General features: G+C 72.2%; 15 protein-coding genes. All 15 read right to left on the bottom strand.

The annotated features are described in order from the left end of the window. Positions 1-4 precede the first annotated feature (4 nt). Positions 5-2,569, bottom strand: a complete 2,565-nt coding sequence (gene pheT, locus ACQBAS_RS07285) for a phenylalanine--tRNA ligase subunit beta (RefSeq protein WP_427383146.1) — start codon at positions 2,567-2,569, stop codon at positions 5-7. Continuing rightward, positions 2,569-3,663 carry a phenylalanine--tRNA ligase subunit alpha gene (gene pheS, locus ACQBAS_RS07290; RefSeq protein ID WP_427383147.1) on the bottom strand — a complete coding sequence of 365 codons (1,095 nt, stop codon included), beginning with the start codon at positions 3,661-3,663 and terminating at the stop codon, positions 2,569-2,571. Before pheS ends, pheT begins: the two co-directional genes overlap by 1 nt. A 105-nt stretch (positions 3,664-3,768) precedes the next feature. Further along, positions 3,769-4,839 (bottom strand): ATP-binding protein, encoded by a 1,071-nt coding sequence (locus tag ACQBAS_RS07295; protein ID WP_427383148.1) that lies wholly within the window; start codon positions 4,837-4,839, stop codon positions 3,769-3,771. Between the two features lie 10 nt (positions 4,840-4,849). After that, on the bottom strand, positions 4,850-5,674 hold the full coding sequence (locus tag ACQBAS_RS07300; protein WP_427383149.1) for a TrmH family RNA methyltransferase: 825 nt from the start codon (positions 5,672-5,674) through the stop codon (positions 4,850-4,852). 10 nt (positions 5,675-5,684) lie between these two features. After that, a complete protein-coding gene (rplT, locus tag ACQBAS_RS07305) occupies positions 5,685-6,071 on the bottom strand; it encodes a 50S ribosomal protein L20 (RefSeq protein WP_427383150.1) in 387 nt (128 codons plus the stop codon). A 68-nt stretch (positions 6,072-6,139) separates the two neighbouring features. Further along, positions 6,140-6,334: a 50S ribosomal protein L35 gene (rpmI, locus tag ACQBAS_RS07310; RefSeq protein WP_427383151.1), complete on the bottom strand. Its 195-nt coding sequence runs from the start codon at positions 6,332-6,334 to the stop codon at positions 6,140-6,142. 49 nt (positions 6,335-6,383) lie between these two features. Beyond that, the gene (infC, locus tag ACQBAS_RS07315; protein ID WP_427383152.1) at positions 6,384-7,007 is read right to left on the bottom strand and encodes a translation initiation factor IF-3; all 624 of its coding nucleotides are present in this window, start codon (positions 7,005-7,007) and stop codon (positions 6,384-6,386) included. A gap of 443 nt (positions 7,008-7,450) precedes the next feature. Then, the gene (locus ACQBAS_RS07320) at positions 7,451-8,743 is read right to left on the bottom strand and encodes an MFS transporter (protein WP_427383153.1); all 1,293 of its coding nucleotides are present in this window, start codon (positions 8,741-8,743) and stop codon (positions 7,451-7,453) included. Between the two features lie 56 nt (positions 8,744-8,799). Then, entirely contained in the window at positions 8,800-9,522 is a 723-nt protein-coding gene (locus ACQBAS_RS07325) for an SseB family protein (RefSeq protein WP_427383154.1), read from the bottom strand. Next, complete coding sequence (gene priA / locus ACQBAS_RS07330) at positions 9,519-10,295, bottom strand: bifunctional 1-(5-phosphoribosyl)-5-((5-phosphoribosylamino)methylideneamino)imidazole-4-carboxamide isomerase/phosphoribosylanthranilate isomerase PriA (protein ID WP_427383155.1); 777 nt, start codon at positions 10,293-10,295, stop codon at positions 9,519-9,521. Before priA ends, ACQBAS_RS07325 begins: the two co-directional genes overlap by 4 nt. Further along, positions 10,292-10,939: an imidazole glycerol phosphate synthase subunit HisH gene (gene hisH, locus ACQBAS_RS07335; protein ID WP_427383156.1), complete on the bottom strand. Its 648-nt coding sequence runs from the start codon at positions 10,937-10,939 to the stop codon at positions 10,292-10,294. Before hisH ends, priA begins: the two co-directional genes overlap by 4 nt. Further along, positions 10,936-11,580 carry a hypothetical protein gene (locus ACQBAS_RS07340; protein ID WP_427383157.1) on the bottom strand — a complete coding sequence of 215 codons (645 nt, stop codon included), beginning with the start codon at positions 11,578-11,580 and terminating at the stop codon, positions 10,936-10,938. The genes hisH and ACQBAS_RS07340 overlap by 4 nt, the downstream gene beginning before the upstream one ends. A gap of 3 nt (positions 11,581-11,583) precedes the next feature. Further along, complete coding sequence (gene hisB, locus ACQBAS_RS07345) at positions 11,584-12,195, bottom strand: imidazoleglycerol-phosphate dehydratase HisB (RefSeq protein ID WP_427383158.1); 612 nt, start codon at positions 12,193-12,195, stop codon at positions 11,584-11,586. Next, on the bottom strand, positions 12,192-13,319 hold the full coding sequence (locus tag ACQBAS_RS07350; RefSeq protein WP_427383159.1) for a histidinol-phosphate transaminase: 1,128 nt from the start codon (positions 13,317-13,319) through the stop codon (positions 12,192-12,194). Before ACQBAS_RS07350 ends, hisB begins: the two co-directional genes overlap by 4 nt. Further along, positions 13,316-14,647, bottom strand: coding sequence for a histidinol dehydrogenase (hisD, locus tag ACQBAS_RS07355; protein ID WP_427383160.1), 1,332 nt, complete (start codon positions 14,645-14,647; stop codon positions 13,316-13,318). The genes ACQBAS_RS07350 and hisD overlap by 4 nt, the downstream gene beginning before the upstream one ends. Positions 14,648-14,660: the final 13 nt, after the last annotated feature.

The raw sequence follows: 14,660 nt of genomic DNA on the forward strand, positions 1-14,660 counted from the left end.
CCACTCAGACCCGCTGCGTGGCGCCGACGACGCGAGCCGCCTCCGCGATGGCCGCGTCACGGAGCTGGCTGACCTCATCGGTCGTCAGGGTGCGCTCGGCCGAGCGGAAGGCGAGCCGGACCGCCAGCGACTTGTTGCCGGCGCCGACCTGCTCGCCGCGATAGATGTCGAAGAGGGTGATCGCCTCGAGCTGCTCCCCCGCCCCGGCGCGCAGTGCGTCCAGGACGGTCGCCGCGGGGACCTCCTCCGCGACGACGAGAGCGACGTCGGTGCGGGCGACCGGGTAGGTCGAGAGTGCCTGCGCTCGGACCGGGTCGCCCGTCGCCGCGATGAGGGCATCGACGTCGAGCTCACCGGCGACCGTGCGCGCGGGCAGACCGAGCGCGCCGATCACCTTCGGGTGCAGCTCCCCGACGTGACCGACGACCGTGCCGTCCTCGAGCTGGAGCGCGGCGCAGCGCCCCGGGTGCCACGGGGTGACCTGAGCGGCCTCGACGCGCAGGTCGAGGCCGACGGACCGACCGACGTTGAGCGCCCAGGCGACGGCGTCCGCCGCACCGACCGCTCGGGGTGCGGCGCCGGGCCCGGTGCGAGCCAGGTCGCCCGCCGCCGCGAAGGCGGCGTGCCGCGGCTGGGCCGGCACGCCGGCCAGGATCGCCGCCAAGGTCGCGTCGTCCGGTCGCCCGTCGGCGGCCGGGGTGGGGACCGGCGTCGCGCCCACGGTGCCGGCGGTCACCAGACCCATCTCGTAGATCGCGGCGTCCTTGGCCCCACGCGCGACATTCCGTCGCAGCGTTTCGAGCAGCGTGTCGAGCACGGACGTCCGCATCACCGGCGCGTCATCCTGCAACGGGTTGGCGACCTCCACCGTGGACCGGCGCGGGTCGGCCGCGTCGTAGCCCAGGCGGTCGAAGAGTTCGCGGGAGACGAAGGGGTAACTGAGCGTCTCCGTCAGGCCCTGTTGGGCCAGGGTGCGGGTGACGACGCGGCGCAGTCGCTGGCCGTGCGTCAGACCGAGGCTCCCGTGCTGCGGGAGAATGCTCGGGATGGCGTCATAGCCGCGGACGCGGGCGACCTCCTCGACGAGGTCGGGCCCGTTGCGCAGGTCCTGGCGCCACGACGGCGGCGTGACGCTGACGACGTCGGCGCCACCTTCGGGCCCGTCGCCCGCGTCAGCCTGCGCACCGGACTCGGTGATGGTGCAACCCACCGCGCGCAAGGTGTCCAGCACCTCGGCGCGGGAGTAGTCGAGCCCGATGAGACGCGAGGGGTGCGTGACGTCGAACGCGAAGGGCGCGGCCGCGACCGGCTCGCCGACGTCGCTGACGGCCTCGTCGGCCCAACCGCCGCCGTACTCGACGAGCAGGTCAACCGCGAGCTGGGCGGCGGTGGCGGTGATGGCCGGGTCGACCCCGCGCTCGAAGCGCTTGCTGGCCTCGGTCGTCAGGCGGTGACGACGCGAACTGCGGGCCACCGTGATCGGGTCGAAGTGGGCGGCCTCGATGAGCACGTCCGTCGTGCCGGGCCCAACTTCGCTGGTCTCCCCGCCCATGACTCCGGCGATCGCCAGCGGCGTCTCGCCGCCGTCGGTGATGAGCAGGTCGGCCGGGTCGAGTTGGCGCTCGACGTCGTCGAGCGTCGTGAGGGTCTCACCGGCACGGGCGCGGCGCACGACGATGGGACCCTCGAGGGTCGCCAGGTCGAAGGCGTGCAGGGGCTGGCCGAGCAGCATCATCACGTAGTTCGTCACGTCGACCGCGAGCGAGATGGGGCGCATACCGACGGCCGTCAGGCGCTGCTGCATCCAGGCGGGCGTGGCCGCGCCGGCGTCGATCCCGCGCACCACACGAGCGACGTAGCGGTCGCACCCGGGGACACCATCGAGCGGGGCGTCCTCCAGACGCACCTCGTGCCCGGCAGCGGCGTCGGTGAGCGCGGTGATCGCGGCGGGGTCGCGGAAGGCGGAACCCGTGGACAGCGCGTACTCGCGGGCGATGCCGCGCATCGAGAAGCAGTAGCCCCGGTCGGGGGTCACGTTGACCTCGATGACCTCCTCGTCGAGACCGAGGAGGGGGATCGCGTCCGCGCCGGGCACCAGCGCGTCGACGACCTCCGGCTGATCCTGGAACCACTGGGTCAGCACGATGATGCCGTCGTGGTCCTCCCCCAGGCCGAGCTCGGCGGCGGAGCAGATCATCCCCGAGGAGACGTGCCCGTAGGTCTTGCGCGCCGAGATCCGGAAGTCACCGGGCAGGACGCCGCCGGGCAGGATGCAGACGACGAGGTCGCCGACGGCGAAGTTGTGCGCGCCGCAGACGATCCCCTGCGGCTCGCCGCTGCCGTTGGCGTCGCCGACGTCGACGAGACACCAGTTGATGGTCTTGCCGTTCTTCTGCTCCTCGGGCGTCACCTCGAGCACGCGTCCGACGACGAGCGGGCCGGTCACGTCACCGCCGAGCAGGTCCTCCTCCTCGAGGCCAACGCGCACGAGGGCATCGGCGATGGCGGCGCCGTCCGCCTTCGGGTCGACGTCGGCCAGCTCGCGCAGCCACTCCACCGGGGCGTACATCAGATCTCCATCCCGAACTGTGCGGAGAACCGCACATCTCCCTCAACGATGTCGTGCATGTCGGCCACGCCGTGGCGCAGCATGAGCGATCGCTCGATGCCGAGGCCGAAGGCGAAGCCGGTGTAGCGGTCGGGGTCGATCCCTGCGGCGCTGAGCACGCGCCGGTTGACCATGCCCGAGCCACCGACCTCGATCCAGCCCGTCCCGCCGCAGGTGCGGCAGTTGTCGTCCTCGCCGCTGCAGATCCAGCAGCGGACGTCGATCTCGGCGCTCGGCTCCGTGAAGGGGAAGTACGACGGGCGCAGGCGCGTCACCGTGCCCTCACCGAAGAGTCGCGCGACGAAGGCGTCGAGGCTCCCCTTGAGGTGGGCCATGGTGATGCCCTCGTCGACGACGAGGCCCTCGAACTGGTGGAAGACCGGGGTGTGCGTCGCGTCGAGCGGGTCCGACCGGAAGACCTTGCCGGGGCACAGCACGTAGATCGGGGGCTCCCGGTCCAGCATGGTGCGCACCTGCACCGGCGAGGTGTGCGTGCGCAGCACGAGGCCCGAGCCCTCGGGCGCCACGAAGAGCGTGTCCTGCATCTGCCGGGCGGGGTGGTCGGGACCCAGGTTGAGTGCGTCGAAGTTCAGCCACTCGGCCTCGACCTCTGGCCCCTCGGCGATCTCCCAGCCCATGGCCACGAAGATGTCCTCGACCCGCTCGGTGATGAGGCTGATCGGGTGCCGCGCGCCGATCGGCCGTGCGTCGTCGACGACGGTGAGGTCGAGGGTCTCCTCGACGAGGATCCGCTCGTCGCGCTCCGCCTCGAGCTCGGCCTGGCGTGCCGTGAACGCCTGGCCGACCCGACCCCTGGCCTGACCGACACGCTTGCCGGCCTCCGCCTTCGCACTCGGTGGCAGAGCACCGATCTCACGGTTGGCCAGCGCCAGCGGGCTGCGGTCACCCTGATGGGCCGCGCGCAGCGCCTTGAGCTCGTCGAGGGTCGTGGCTGCCGAGGCCGCGGCCAGCGCGGACGCGACGGCCTCGTCGATGGCCTCCGGGTCGAGCGCGGCGACCTCGACGGGGTCGTAGTTCTTGTTGGGTCCAGACATCGCTTCCACTTCACGGTTGTGGGGGTGCGCCGCGCACCGACGCGAGGTCGGCGGGGTGCCCGGCAAGTTTAGGGAGCCGCCGGAGCTCCGTGCGAACGGGTTGCCTCAGTCCGGTGACGCGACCGGCAGGGTGACGACGATGGCGGCGCCGCCGCCGGGGCGTTCGTCGATCCGGATGTGTCCACCCTGTGCCTCCACGAGACCCTTGACGATGTAGAGGCCCAGCCCCGTCGACGAGCGGCCGCCCGTCTGCCAGAACCGGGCGAAGGCGAGGTGCCGGTGCTCGGCGGGGATGCCGACGCCCTCGTCGGAGACGACGACGTCGACGGTGCCGGGCGCGGTGCCCGGGCGCGACTGGAGATGGATGGCGCCGCCGCCGTGGCGGATGCCGTTCTCGATGAGATTGGCCAGGACCTGGTCGAAGCGATCGGGATCCGCACGGACCGTGTCGGCCCCCGGCTCGATCTCGACGCTCACTGAGTGACACTCCCCCTGCGAGAGGGCACGCTCGCGATGTCCGCCGAACACCGCGGCGAGGTCGAGCGGCTGCGCGTGCAGGCGGACCCGCCCCGAATCGATCCTCGACACGTCGAGCAACTCGGTGATGAGCCGGGTGACGCGGTCGGCGTCCGCCTCGATCGTCTCGATCATGAGGCGCTTCTGGTCGTCGGTGAACTGCTCCCACCGGCGCAACAGCGTCGCCGAGAACCCCTTGACGCTGGTCAACGGGGAACGCAGTTCGTGGGCCACGGTGGAGATGAGTGCGGCGTGGTCGGCTTCCGCGCGACGCCGCGCGGCCGCGTCACGCAGGTTGAGGACGACGCTGCGCACCGGCTTTCCGCGCCCGGGTCGCACGTACTTCATCGTCAGGAGCACCTCGCGCCCGTCGGGCCCGAGCAGCATCTTTTCCCGGTGACCGGTGCGGCTGTTGTAGTGGTTGCTCCACGGCCGCGCCACGTCCCACCAGTTCACGCCGTCGACATCGTGCAGGGGCAGGGCCACGCGCACGTCCTGACCGATGATCTCCTCGCGCGACAGGAGCAGAATCTGCGCCGCGCGGCTGTTGACGGCGTGGGCGATCGCATCGGGCCCGGCGATGATGAGGCCGTCGGGCATGAGCTCCACGGCCTCGGCCAGACCCGGACCACCCAGCGTCGGCTCCGGACTGAAGATCATGCTCGGCAGCCTAGACGGGCGGGCGGACCCTCGCGGACGCGTAGACGCAGATCGTCGCGGCCATGGCGAGGTTGAGCGACTCGGCCTTGCCGTGGATGGGCACCCGCACGACCTCGTCGCACGCGTCACGATCCTCGTCGGTCAGGCCCCAGGCCTCGTTGCCCATGACCCAGGCGTGCGGGACGGTGAGGTCGACCTCGTCGACGGTGCGCGCCCCGCGGCCGTCCGCGGCGAAGGTCGTGATGCCGGCTTCGCGCAGCCGCGCGAGGAGGTCGGGCACGTCCAGGCCGGTCACGACGGGAAGGTGGGCGAGCGATCCGGCGGTCGAGCGGACGACCTTCGGGCTGTGGATGTCGACGGAGCCCTCGCTGACGAGGACGGCGTCGGCGCCTGCGGCGTCCGCGGCGCGGATGGCGGTGCCCGCGTTGCCGGGGTCCCGCACATGGGTCAGGACGAGCAGGAGGCGTGGCGCGGCGGCCAGGACGTCCTCCAGCTGATGGTGCTCGGTGCGGCAGACCGCGGCGATCCCCTGCGGGGAGGTCGCGTCGCACATGGCCTGCAGGACCTCGTCCGTGACGGGGTGCACGTAGAGCCGCTCGGCATGGGCGCGCTCGAGAATCTCGGGGTGACGGCGCGCGCCCTCGTCCGTGACGTAGACGTCGAGCACCGTCTCGGGGGCGTGGACCACGGCCTCACGCACCCCCTGCGGGCCCTCGACGAGGTAGCGACCCGCCTTCACACGCACGGAGCGCCGGGAGAGCGCCCGGACCGACGCGACCCGATCGGATCGCGGGTTGGTCAGTGTGGGGCTCTCCCGGCGCTCGACGTGCGACACCGGTCAGGCGTCAGGCGGACTTGGAGGCGGGGGCCTCCGTGGCCGGCACGTTCGCCTTGGCGATCTCGACGAGCACCGCGAAGGCAGCCTCGTCGTTCACGGCCAGCTCGGCGAGCATGCGGCGGTCGACCTCGATCTCCGCGGCGCGCAGGCCCTGGATGAAGCGGTTGTAGGTCATGCCGTTCGCGCGGGCGCCAGCGTTGATGCGCTGGATCCAGAGCCGACGGAAGTCACCCTTGCGGGCGCGACGGTCGCGGTAGGCGTAGCCGAGCGAGTGGGTGACCTGCTCCTTGGCCTTGCGGTACAGACGTCCGCGCTGACCGCGGTAACCGCTGGCGCGCTCGAGGACGACCCGGCGCTTCTTCTGGGCATTGACTGCCCGCTTCACGCGTGCCACGTGAGTACTCCTTGTTCGTTGCTGGTGTCAGGGGGTTGCCGGCGCGCATCGGCGCGACCGGCTGGCGATCACAGACCGAGGAGGCGCTTGGCCTTCTTGGTGTCGGCCGGGGAGAGGACCACGTCGCCGGCGAGACGACGCGCGTGCTGCGGCGACTTCTCGTGGAACTTGTGGACGTGGTTCGCACGCTGGCGCATGATCTTGCCGGAGCCCGTGATGCGGAAGCGCTTCTTGGCACCGGAGTGCGTCTTGTTCTTCGGCATGGAGCCGATCTCCTTCGTGTGGTGGTGCTCGGTGGACTGGGGTGAGGGCTCAGGCCTCGGTCGTGGCCTCGGCAGGGGCCTCGGCGGGGGCCTCGGTGCTGGCCATGTCGTCGGCCGTGGCGGTCGGCTCGCCGGCCGGGGCCGGTGCCGGCGCGCCGGGAGCCTGCTCGTCCTGGCGGCGACGCTGCTCGGCGCGGGCCTCGGACTTCTTGCGGGTCGGACCCAACACCATGATCATGTTGCGGCCGTCCTGCTTCGGCGCGGACTCGACGAAGCCGAGTTCGACGACGTCCTCGGCAAGGCGCTGCAGGAGACGGAAGCCCAGCTCGGGGCGCGACTGCTCGCGACCGCGGAACATGATCGTCACCTTGACCTTGTCGCCGGCCTTGAGGAAGCGCTCGACGTGACCCTTCTTGGTCCCGTAGTCGTGCGCATCGATCTTGGGCCGGAGCTTGATCTCCTTGATGACCGTGTTGACCTGGTTCTTGCGCGCTTCGCGCTCCTTGATGGCGGCTTCGTACTTGTACTTGCCGAAATCCATCAGCTTGGCGACAGGAGGCTTGGCCATCGGGGCCACCTCGACGAGATCGAGGTCAGCCTCGGCAGCCAGACGGAGCGCGTCCTCGACGCGCACGATGCCGACCTGCTCACCGTTCGGACCGACCAGACGCACTTCCGGAACCCGGATGCGGTCATTGATACGAGGCTCGCTGATGTGCTGCTCCTTAACTCGACGACAGGACCATGGGACGAAGAAAGGCTCCTCGCCATCCGCGAGAAGCCTCACCGTCACGTCCACCGCCCGAGCGAACCTTGCGGTCCGGCACCAGCAGCGACCTGTGGGACCCGGCAACCTGTGGTCGACGCGGGTGGAAGCGGTGAGCTTCTCTTGGCACTGGCCCACACGAAGCGGGTCAGTCGGTCGTCGAGAAGAGTAACAGCGAGGCGCGGCGGAAGGGAAATCGCCCTCCGTGGCGCCCGCGGCCACCACGTGCCCAACCGACCGGGCCGGGAAATGCTCAGCTGGCCGGGGTGGCCCGCCTTGGCCGGGACATGTCCCGGCCCTGACTCACCAACGCGGTCATCTCAACGCAGACCGGCCCGGCAACAGGGGCGTCAGCGGCGCCTGTCCCGGCGAGACAGGGCGATCTGCGCCAACAGGGCGATGACGACACCCGTCGCCCCGACCGCGGCGAAGCCCGCCGCGGGGACCGAGGCGTCGATGGCCACTCCGGCGATGGGCGCCCCGAAGGCGGAGCCGGAGGTGATGGCGGACCCGTGCCAGCCGAGGGCCTCGCCTCGCACCCGTTCGGGCACGAGGTGACTGATCTGCTCGGTCGTGGCCGTGAGCGTGGGCGCACAGAGGAAGCCGCAGATCATCACGAGCACACAGGCCCAGAACGCGCCCTCCGCCAGACCCACGGGCACGGTGGCCAGGCCGAGCAGGGCGAGCAGCCAGTGCCCGGGAAGGGAGCGCGGCAGCGCCCCGTAGACGAGTGCGCCCAACAGGGAGCCCAGGGCCCAGAAGGCCATGACCCACGCAATGGAGCGGTCCAGCCCCTGCTCGCGCATGAGCGCCACGATGGAGACGTCGGTGCCCGAGAGCACGAGGGTGCTCGCGGCCGTCACGCCGAGCACTCCCGCCGCGGCCGGCCCCAGCCAGGAGCGGGTCGGGACCCTGGCCGGTGTTGCCTTCGCCGGCTTCTCCTCGTGAACCTCGTCGCCGACGGTCATCTCGTCGACCCCGGCACCCGCGGCGGCGGGCGCCCCGGCGGCGGTGACGGGTGCGGTCTCCGCGGGACCACTCTGCGCAGCCGACTCCGGCGGGGTGGCCGAGAGCCGGGGGTTGAGCAGCCACAAGGCGAACCCGCCGAGCAGGACGAGAAGGTTGGCGGCCAGGAGCACCCAGCGGGTGTCCCACGTGGTCGCGGCGAGGACGCCGACAGCCGGGCCGATCATGAAGGACATCTCGGTCGCCACGGAGTCGACGGACAGGGCCGTGCGGCGCGACTCGACGGGCGTCGCCGCCAGAATCACTTGGCGCAGCACGGCCCAGACGGGCATCGCCATCAGGCCCGCGACGATCACGGCGACGATCAAGGCCCAGTAGCCGACGAAGGGGGCCACGCACCAGACGAGCACCCCGACGATGAGCGAGGGAGCGAAGGTCGTCCGCAGCCCGACCTTGTCGAGCCGGCGACCGCGCCACGGGCCGCTGACGGCGAGCGCGATGGTGGAGGCCGCGGAGACCGCCCCGGCGGCGCCGTAGGTGCGGCCCAGGTGGTCGACGACGTGGAGGGTCAGGACGATGAAGCTGGCCGCCAGTGGCGTGCGCAGGAGCAGACCGAGCAGGACCGCCATGCGAACCTCGGGGATGGCGAGGACATCACGGTAGCGGCGCAGGATCACTGCCCCATGATCCGTGGTGGCAGCGGTTTCGGCCAAACCGGACGTTCAGCGCCTCGTCACGCGAGCCGAAAGGCGATGCCGTCGACGCGCGCCCGCAGTTCCCCGTCCGTCGCGAGCCGCTCCCCCACCCCGGTCGCGAGCTCGCGCACGCGCTCCGCGGGGAGTCCCGGCACGAGGGCCAGCGTCACCGCGAGGATCCCGTGTCCGGCGGGTTCGCCGTCGCCGAGGCTGTGGCCGGTGACCTCGGGGAGGCCGTCGAGGGCGCGAGCGACCGAGGCCGCGATGAAGGGGTCCTCGTGCGCCGGAAGCCACTCCCGCTGCTGGGCGAGGGCCCAGACCATGCTCGGTCGCAGCTCGCGGGCGTGCGCGTCGGCCAGGTCGAGAACGATGACGTCACAACTCTCGGTGACGGCCGCCTGAGCGGCGCGCGCCGCCGTGACGGGGATCGGCCGGGCCGTCGGCTCCCACGCGGCGAGCGCCGCGATCGAGGTGAAGGCGGGCAGCGCCCGGGTCCCGTCGGGTCCGGTGAGGGTCACGGACGCCATGTCCGTCTCCTTCTCGACCGTGTGCCCGTCGACGTCGATCGTGTCCGCCGCGGTGGCCACGACGGGGACGAGCAGGCGGGCCGCCGCCAGGGCCGTCATGAGTTCGCGGTCGTCGGCCGGGCCGGTGAGGGCGGCGAGCAGCCGTGCGTCAGCGCCGCCCTCATCCCCCTCGAAGCCACCGGCCGGCAGGGTCCGACCCGTCCAGGGCTGACCCGAGGAGTCGGCCCCACTCACGGGCGGCCCGCGACGTCGAGCGCCGCCGGGAGGGTGAAGGCCTCCCGGTACAGGGCGGACCCGACGATGGCTCCCTCGACACCCTCGCCGACGAGGCCACGGATGGCGGCGATGTCCTCCAGGGTGGACACGCCACCCGAGGCGACGACGGGTCGGTCCGTGCGGGCGCAGACGTCACGCAGGAGCTGGAGGTTGGGGCCTTGAAGCATGCCGTCCTTGTTGACGTCGGTCACGACGTAGCGGGCGCAGCCCTCGGCATCGAGGCGCTCGAGCGTCTCCCACAGATCGCCGCCCTCGGAGGTCCACCCGCGTGCGGCCAGGGTCGTCCCCCGGACGTCGAGACCGACGGCGACGCGGTCGCCGTGCTCCGCGATGGCCCGCGCCGTCCACTCGGGGTCCTCGAGCGCGGCCGTGCCCAGGTTGACGCGGCGCACCCCGGTCGCCAGCGCCCGCTCGAGCGACGCGGCATCGCGGATGCCGCCGCTCAGCTCGACCAAGATGTCGAGCCGGACGACGATGTCGGCGAGCAGCTCGGCGTTGGAGCCACGGCCAAAGGCCGCGTCGAGGTCGACGAGGTGCAGCCACTCGGCGCCCTGTTCCTGCCAGGCGAGGGCTGCCTCCCACGGGTCGCCGAACTCTCCCCCGCTGCCGGCCACGCCCTGCACCAGCTGGACCGCCCGCCCGTTCGCCACGTCGACGGCCGGCAGCAGCTCGAGCCGTGGCCCGGCTCCCGTCTGCCCCGCGATGCCCTCGGTCTGCACGTTCTCGGTCACAGCTCGTTCACCCAGTTCTCCAATAGGTGCAGTCCCGCGTCCCCGGACTTCTCCGGGTGGAACTGCGTTGCGGTCAAGGGTCCGTTCTCGACGGCGGCGACGAAGTCGGCGCCGTGGGTCGCCCACGTCACGTGCGGGGCGACCTTCGCCATGTAGCCGTCCGCCACGGGCAGCTCCCAGCGGTCGGCGGCGTAGGAGTGGACGAAGTAGAAGTGCTCGTCCTCGATGCCCGCGAGCAGGCGCGTCCCGGACGGCGCACGGACGGTCGACCACCCCATGTGGGGGACGATGTCGGCGCTCAGTCGCCGGACGCGGCCCGGCCACTCGGCGAGGCCGTCCTGGGGTGAGTCGGACGGCTCGTCGGATCCGTCGAACATCACCTGCATGCCGACACAGACACCGAGGACGGGGCGCCCACCGCTGATCCGGCGGTCGATGAGCTGCGGTCCGCGGACCGCGCGCAGCCCCTGCACGCAGGCGTGGAAGTTCCCCACGCCCGGCACGAGCAACCCGTCGGCGGCCAACACGGCGTCGCGATCGGCGGTCAGCTCCACGAGGGCACCGACGTGCTCCAGCGCGCGCACGGCCGAGTGCACGTTGCCGCTGCCGTAGTCGAGGATCACGACCTTCTTGCCAGTGCTCATCGCTCGTCTTCCAAGGTTGCTCGGTTGGCGAGGGCCTGCTCGGCGAGCACCTCGCGCACGGTGGCATCGAACCGGGCCACGTTGCTCGGCGACGGCTCGACGAGATCGCCCTCCTGGGCGCTGGCCGGGTCGGTCAGGAGCCGCTCCCCCGGCAGGCCGAGCACCCGCAACAGGTCCACCAGCCACCAGATCGCGTCACCGTGCGACCGCCGGAGCAACTCGACGAGGGAACGGCCGGCCTCGGGCGTGCGGGTCTCCGCCACGCGGAGCAGATCGCCGGGACGCAGTCCGGGCAGCTTGCTGCGGACGACGCCGCTGCCCGGCACCCAGACGAGCCACCGGCGGGTGGCCCGCCATGGGCTCGGCTGGACGGACACGACGGCGTTGCCGCCGATGACGAAGAAGCCCAGCGCGGGGCGCGTGCGCGCGCCGGGGGGACGAGCGGCGAGCACCTCGCGGGCATCGTCGTAGGGCGGCGCCGCCAGCGTCCTCGGACCCGCCGCGGTGATCGCGCTCCACGATCCGAAGCCGGACACGTGCGCGGGCACGACCCCGCGCGTCACCCAACGGATCGCGTGCTCGGGGTCCGCTCGGACCAGCAGCAGCCCGCCGTCCATCGCGGGATCACCGTGCGTGTCCACGGCTCAGAGCGCACCCTTCGCGCTCGGGATGCCGACGACGCGCGGGTCGGGCTCGACGGCGGCCCGCAGGGCCCGGGCGACGGCCTTGAACTGGGCCTCGACCACGTGGTGCGGGTCCCGCCCGCCGAGAACGCGGACGTGCAGGGCGATCCCGGCGTGGAAGGCGAACGTCTCGAGGACGTGGCGGGTCAGCGACCCGATGTAGTTGCCGCCGATGACCGCGTACTCCTGGCCGGCGGGCTCGCCGGTGTGCACACAGTAGGGGCGCCCGGCCACGTCGACCACGGCGTGCACGAGGGCCTCGTCGAGCGGGACCGTGGCGTCGCCGAACCGCGCGATGCTGCTCTTGTCACCGAGCGCCTGACGCACGGCGTCGCCGAGCACGATGGCGACGTCCTCCACCGTGTGGTGGGCGTCCACGTCGACGTCACCGACGGCCTTGACGGTCAGGTCGATGAGGGAGTGCTTGGCGAAGGAGAGGAGCATGTGGTCGTAGAAGCGCACCCCCGTGCTCACGTCCCCCACACCGGAGCCGTCGAGGTCGATGGACAGCTCGATGCTGCTCTCGGACGTCGCGCGGCTGAGGCTGGCGGTGCGGTGGGTCGTCACGCTCATGAGGTGCTCTCCTGACGGTGCTGCGGGGCGATCTCGGACAGGGCGTCGAGGAATGCCGTGGTCTCGTCGGGCGTCCCGGCCGTCACCCGAAGATAGTGCGGAAGGCCGTTGTCGCGAACCAGCACCCCCTTCTCGAGCAGCGCCCGCCACGCCTCGTCCGAGTCGGCGAACCCGCCGACGAGCACGAAGTTGGCGTCGCTGGGCACGGGGGCGAACCCCAGTCGCCGGGTCTCCTCGACGATGCGGTCGCGCTGCTCCCGGATGACGTCGACGGTCTCGAGCATGGCCGGCGCGTGGCGCAGCGTGGCCAGCGCGATCGCCTGCGTCGGCGCGCTGAGGTGATACGGCAGGCGGACGAGCCGCAGCGCGTCGGTGACGGCGGGGTCAGCGGCGAGATAGCCCAGCCGGCCGCCGGCGAAGGCGAACGCCTTGCTCATCGTGCGGGTCACGACGATTCGGGGCCGGCCGGCGAGCAGCGTCAGCGCGCTCGGAGTGCCGGCGCGCGCGAACTCCTCGTAGGCCTCGTCGACGACGATGATCGCGTTCTCGGCCGCGTCGTGCACGGCCTCGACGACGTCGAGCCCCAGGGCCGTGCCCGTGGGGTTGTTGGGCGAGCACAGGAAGACGACGTGGGGCTGGTGCTCGCGCACCTGCGCGACCGCCGCCTCGACGTCGAGGGCGAAGGGGGCCTCGCCCCCCTTCGCGCGCAGTCCGTCCACCCACCGGGTGCCGGTGGTGGCCGTGATGATCGAGTGCATCGAGTAGGCCGGGGTGAACCCCATGGCCGTGCGGCCGTGGCCACCGAAGGCCTGGAGCAGGTGCTGAAGCACCTCGTTCGACCCGTTCGCCGCCCACACCTGCTCGGCGCTGATCGGGGTGCCGCCGCGCGAGAGGTACTCCGCGAGAGCCTCACGCAGCCGCGTGAACTCCCGATCGGGATAGCGGTTGAGCGACGGGGCGACCTCGGCGACCGCGGCGACGATCGCGTCGACGACGACGGCCGGGACCGGGTAGGAGTTCTCGTTGGTGTTGAGGGCGACGGGCACCTCGAGCTGAGGCGCCCCGTAGGCGGTCATCCCCCGCAGGTCCGCGCGCAGGAGGTCGGCGATCGACGCGCCGCTCACCGGTCGGCCTCGAGACGCGCGGTGACGGCCTCGCCGTGCGCGGGCAGGTCCTCGGCCCCCGCCAGGGTCACCACGTGCGGGCCGACCTCGCGCAGGGCGTCGCGCGAGTAGGAGATGACGTGGATCCCGCGCAGGAACGACTGGACCGACAGGCCGCTCGAGTGGCACGCGCACCCGCCGGTGGGCAGGACGTGGTTGGACCCGGCCGCGTAGTCGCCGAGGCTGACCGGGCTGTCCGGGCCGACGAAGATGGCGCCCGCGTTGCGGACGCGGGTGGCGACGGCCTCCGCATCGGCCGTGATGACCTCGAGGTGCTCGGCGGCGTAGGCATTGACGACGACGAGTCCGGCGTCGAGGTCGTCGACGAGGACGACGCCCGACTGGCGCCCCGTCAGGGCCGCGGTGACGCGCTCACTGTGCTTCGTCGCGGCCGCGCGGCGCGCGACGGCGGCCTGGACGGCCTCGGCCAAATCGAGGCTGTCCGTGACGAGGACCGACGCGGCCAGCGGGTCGTGCTCGGCCTGCGAGATGAGGTCCGCGGCGACGAAGTCGGGGTCGGCGGTGGCGTCGGCGAGGACGGCGATCTCGGTCGGGCCGGCCTCCGCGTCGATGCCGATGAGGCCCTTGAGGTGACGCTTGGCCGCAGCCACGTAGACGTTGCCGGGGCCGGTGACGAGGGAGACGGGCTCACACTCGACGTCGCCGTCGGTGAAGCCGTGGGCGAAGGCGGCCACGGCCTGGGCGCCGCCCACGGCGTAGACCTCGTCGATGCCGAGGAGCGCGCACGCCGCGAGGATGGTCGGGTTGGGGTAACCGGCGAAGACGCCGGTGTTCTCCTTCTGCGGCGGGCTGGCCACGGCGATCGACCCGACCTCCGCGAGCTGGGCCGGCACCACGTTCATGACGACGGACGACGGGTACACGGCCAGACCGCCGGGCACGTAGAGACCGACCCGGTCGACCGGCACCCAGCGCTCCGTCACGGTGCCGCCGGGGGCGACCTTCGTCGTCGTGTCGGTCCGGCGCTGGTCGGCGTGCACGAGTCGCGCTCGGTCGATCGACACCTGCAGCGCCGCCCGCACGTCGGGGTCGAGCGCATCCAGGGCGGCCGTCAGGACCTCGGCGGGCACCCGCAGGCTCGGCGGGCGCACCCCGTCGAAGCGCTCCCCCAGCTCGTACAGCGCCTGCGCACCGCGGTCGCGGACGTCGTCGACGAGGGGACGGACGACATGGAGCGCGGCCTCGACGTCGTACTCCGCGCGGGGCAGGGCCTCGCGCAGTGTCCGGGCGTTCAGGTCCCTGCCGCGCAGGTCGGTCGTCGACATCATGCCGACGATTCTA

This window comes from Janibacter zhaoxuefangae (assembly GCF_050271985.1).
Lineage (GTDB): Bacteria > Actinomycetota > Actinomycetes > Actinomycetales > Dermatophilaceae.

Coding starts and splice junctions, on each gene's coding strand:
- ACQBAS_RS07295 (WP_427383148.1), bottom strand. CDS start 4,839: ATGATCTTCAGTCCGGAGCCGACGCTGGGTGGTCCGGGTCTGGCCGAG.
- hisH (WP_427383156.1), bottom strand. CDS start 10,939: ATGAGCACTGGCAAGAAGGTCGTGATCCTCGACTACGGCAGCGGCAAC.
- hisD (WP_427383160.1), bottom strand. CDS start 14,647: ATGATGTCGACGACCGACCTGCGCGGCAGGGACCTGAACGCCCGGACA.
- rpmI (WP_427383151.1), bottom strand. CDS start 6,334: ATGCCGAAGAACAAGACGCACTCCGGTGCCAAGAAGCGCTTCCGCATC.
- pheT (WP_427383146.1), bottom strand. CDS start 2,569: ATGTACGCCCCGGTGGAGTGGCTGCGCGAGCTGGCCGACGTCGACCCG.
- pheS (WP_427383147.1), bottom strand. CDS start 3,663: ATGTCTGGACCCAACAAGAACTACGACCCCGTCGAGGTCGCCGCGCTC.
- hisB (WP_427383158.1), bottom strand. CDS start 12,195: ATGAGCGTGACGACCCACCGCACCGCCAGCCTCAGCCGCGCGACGTCC.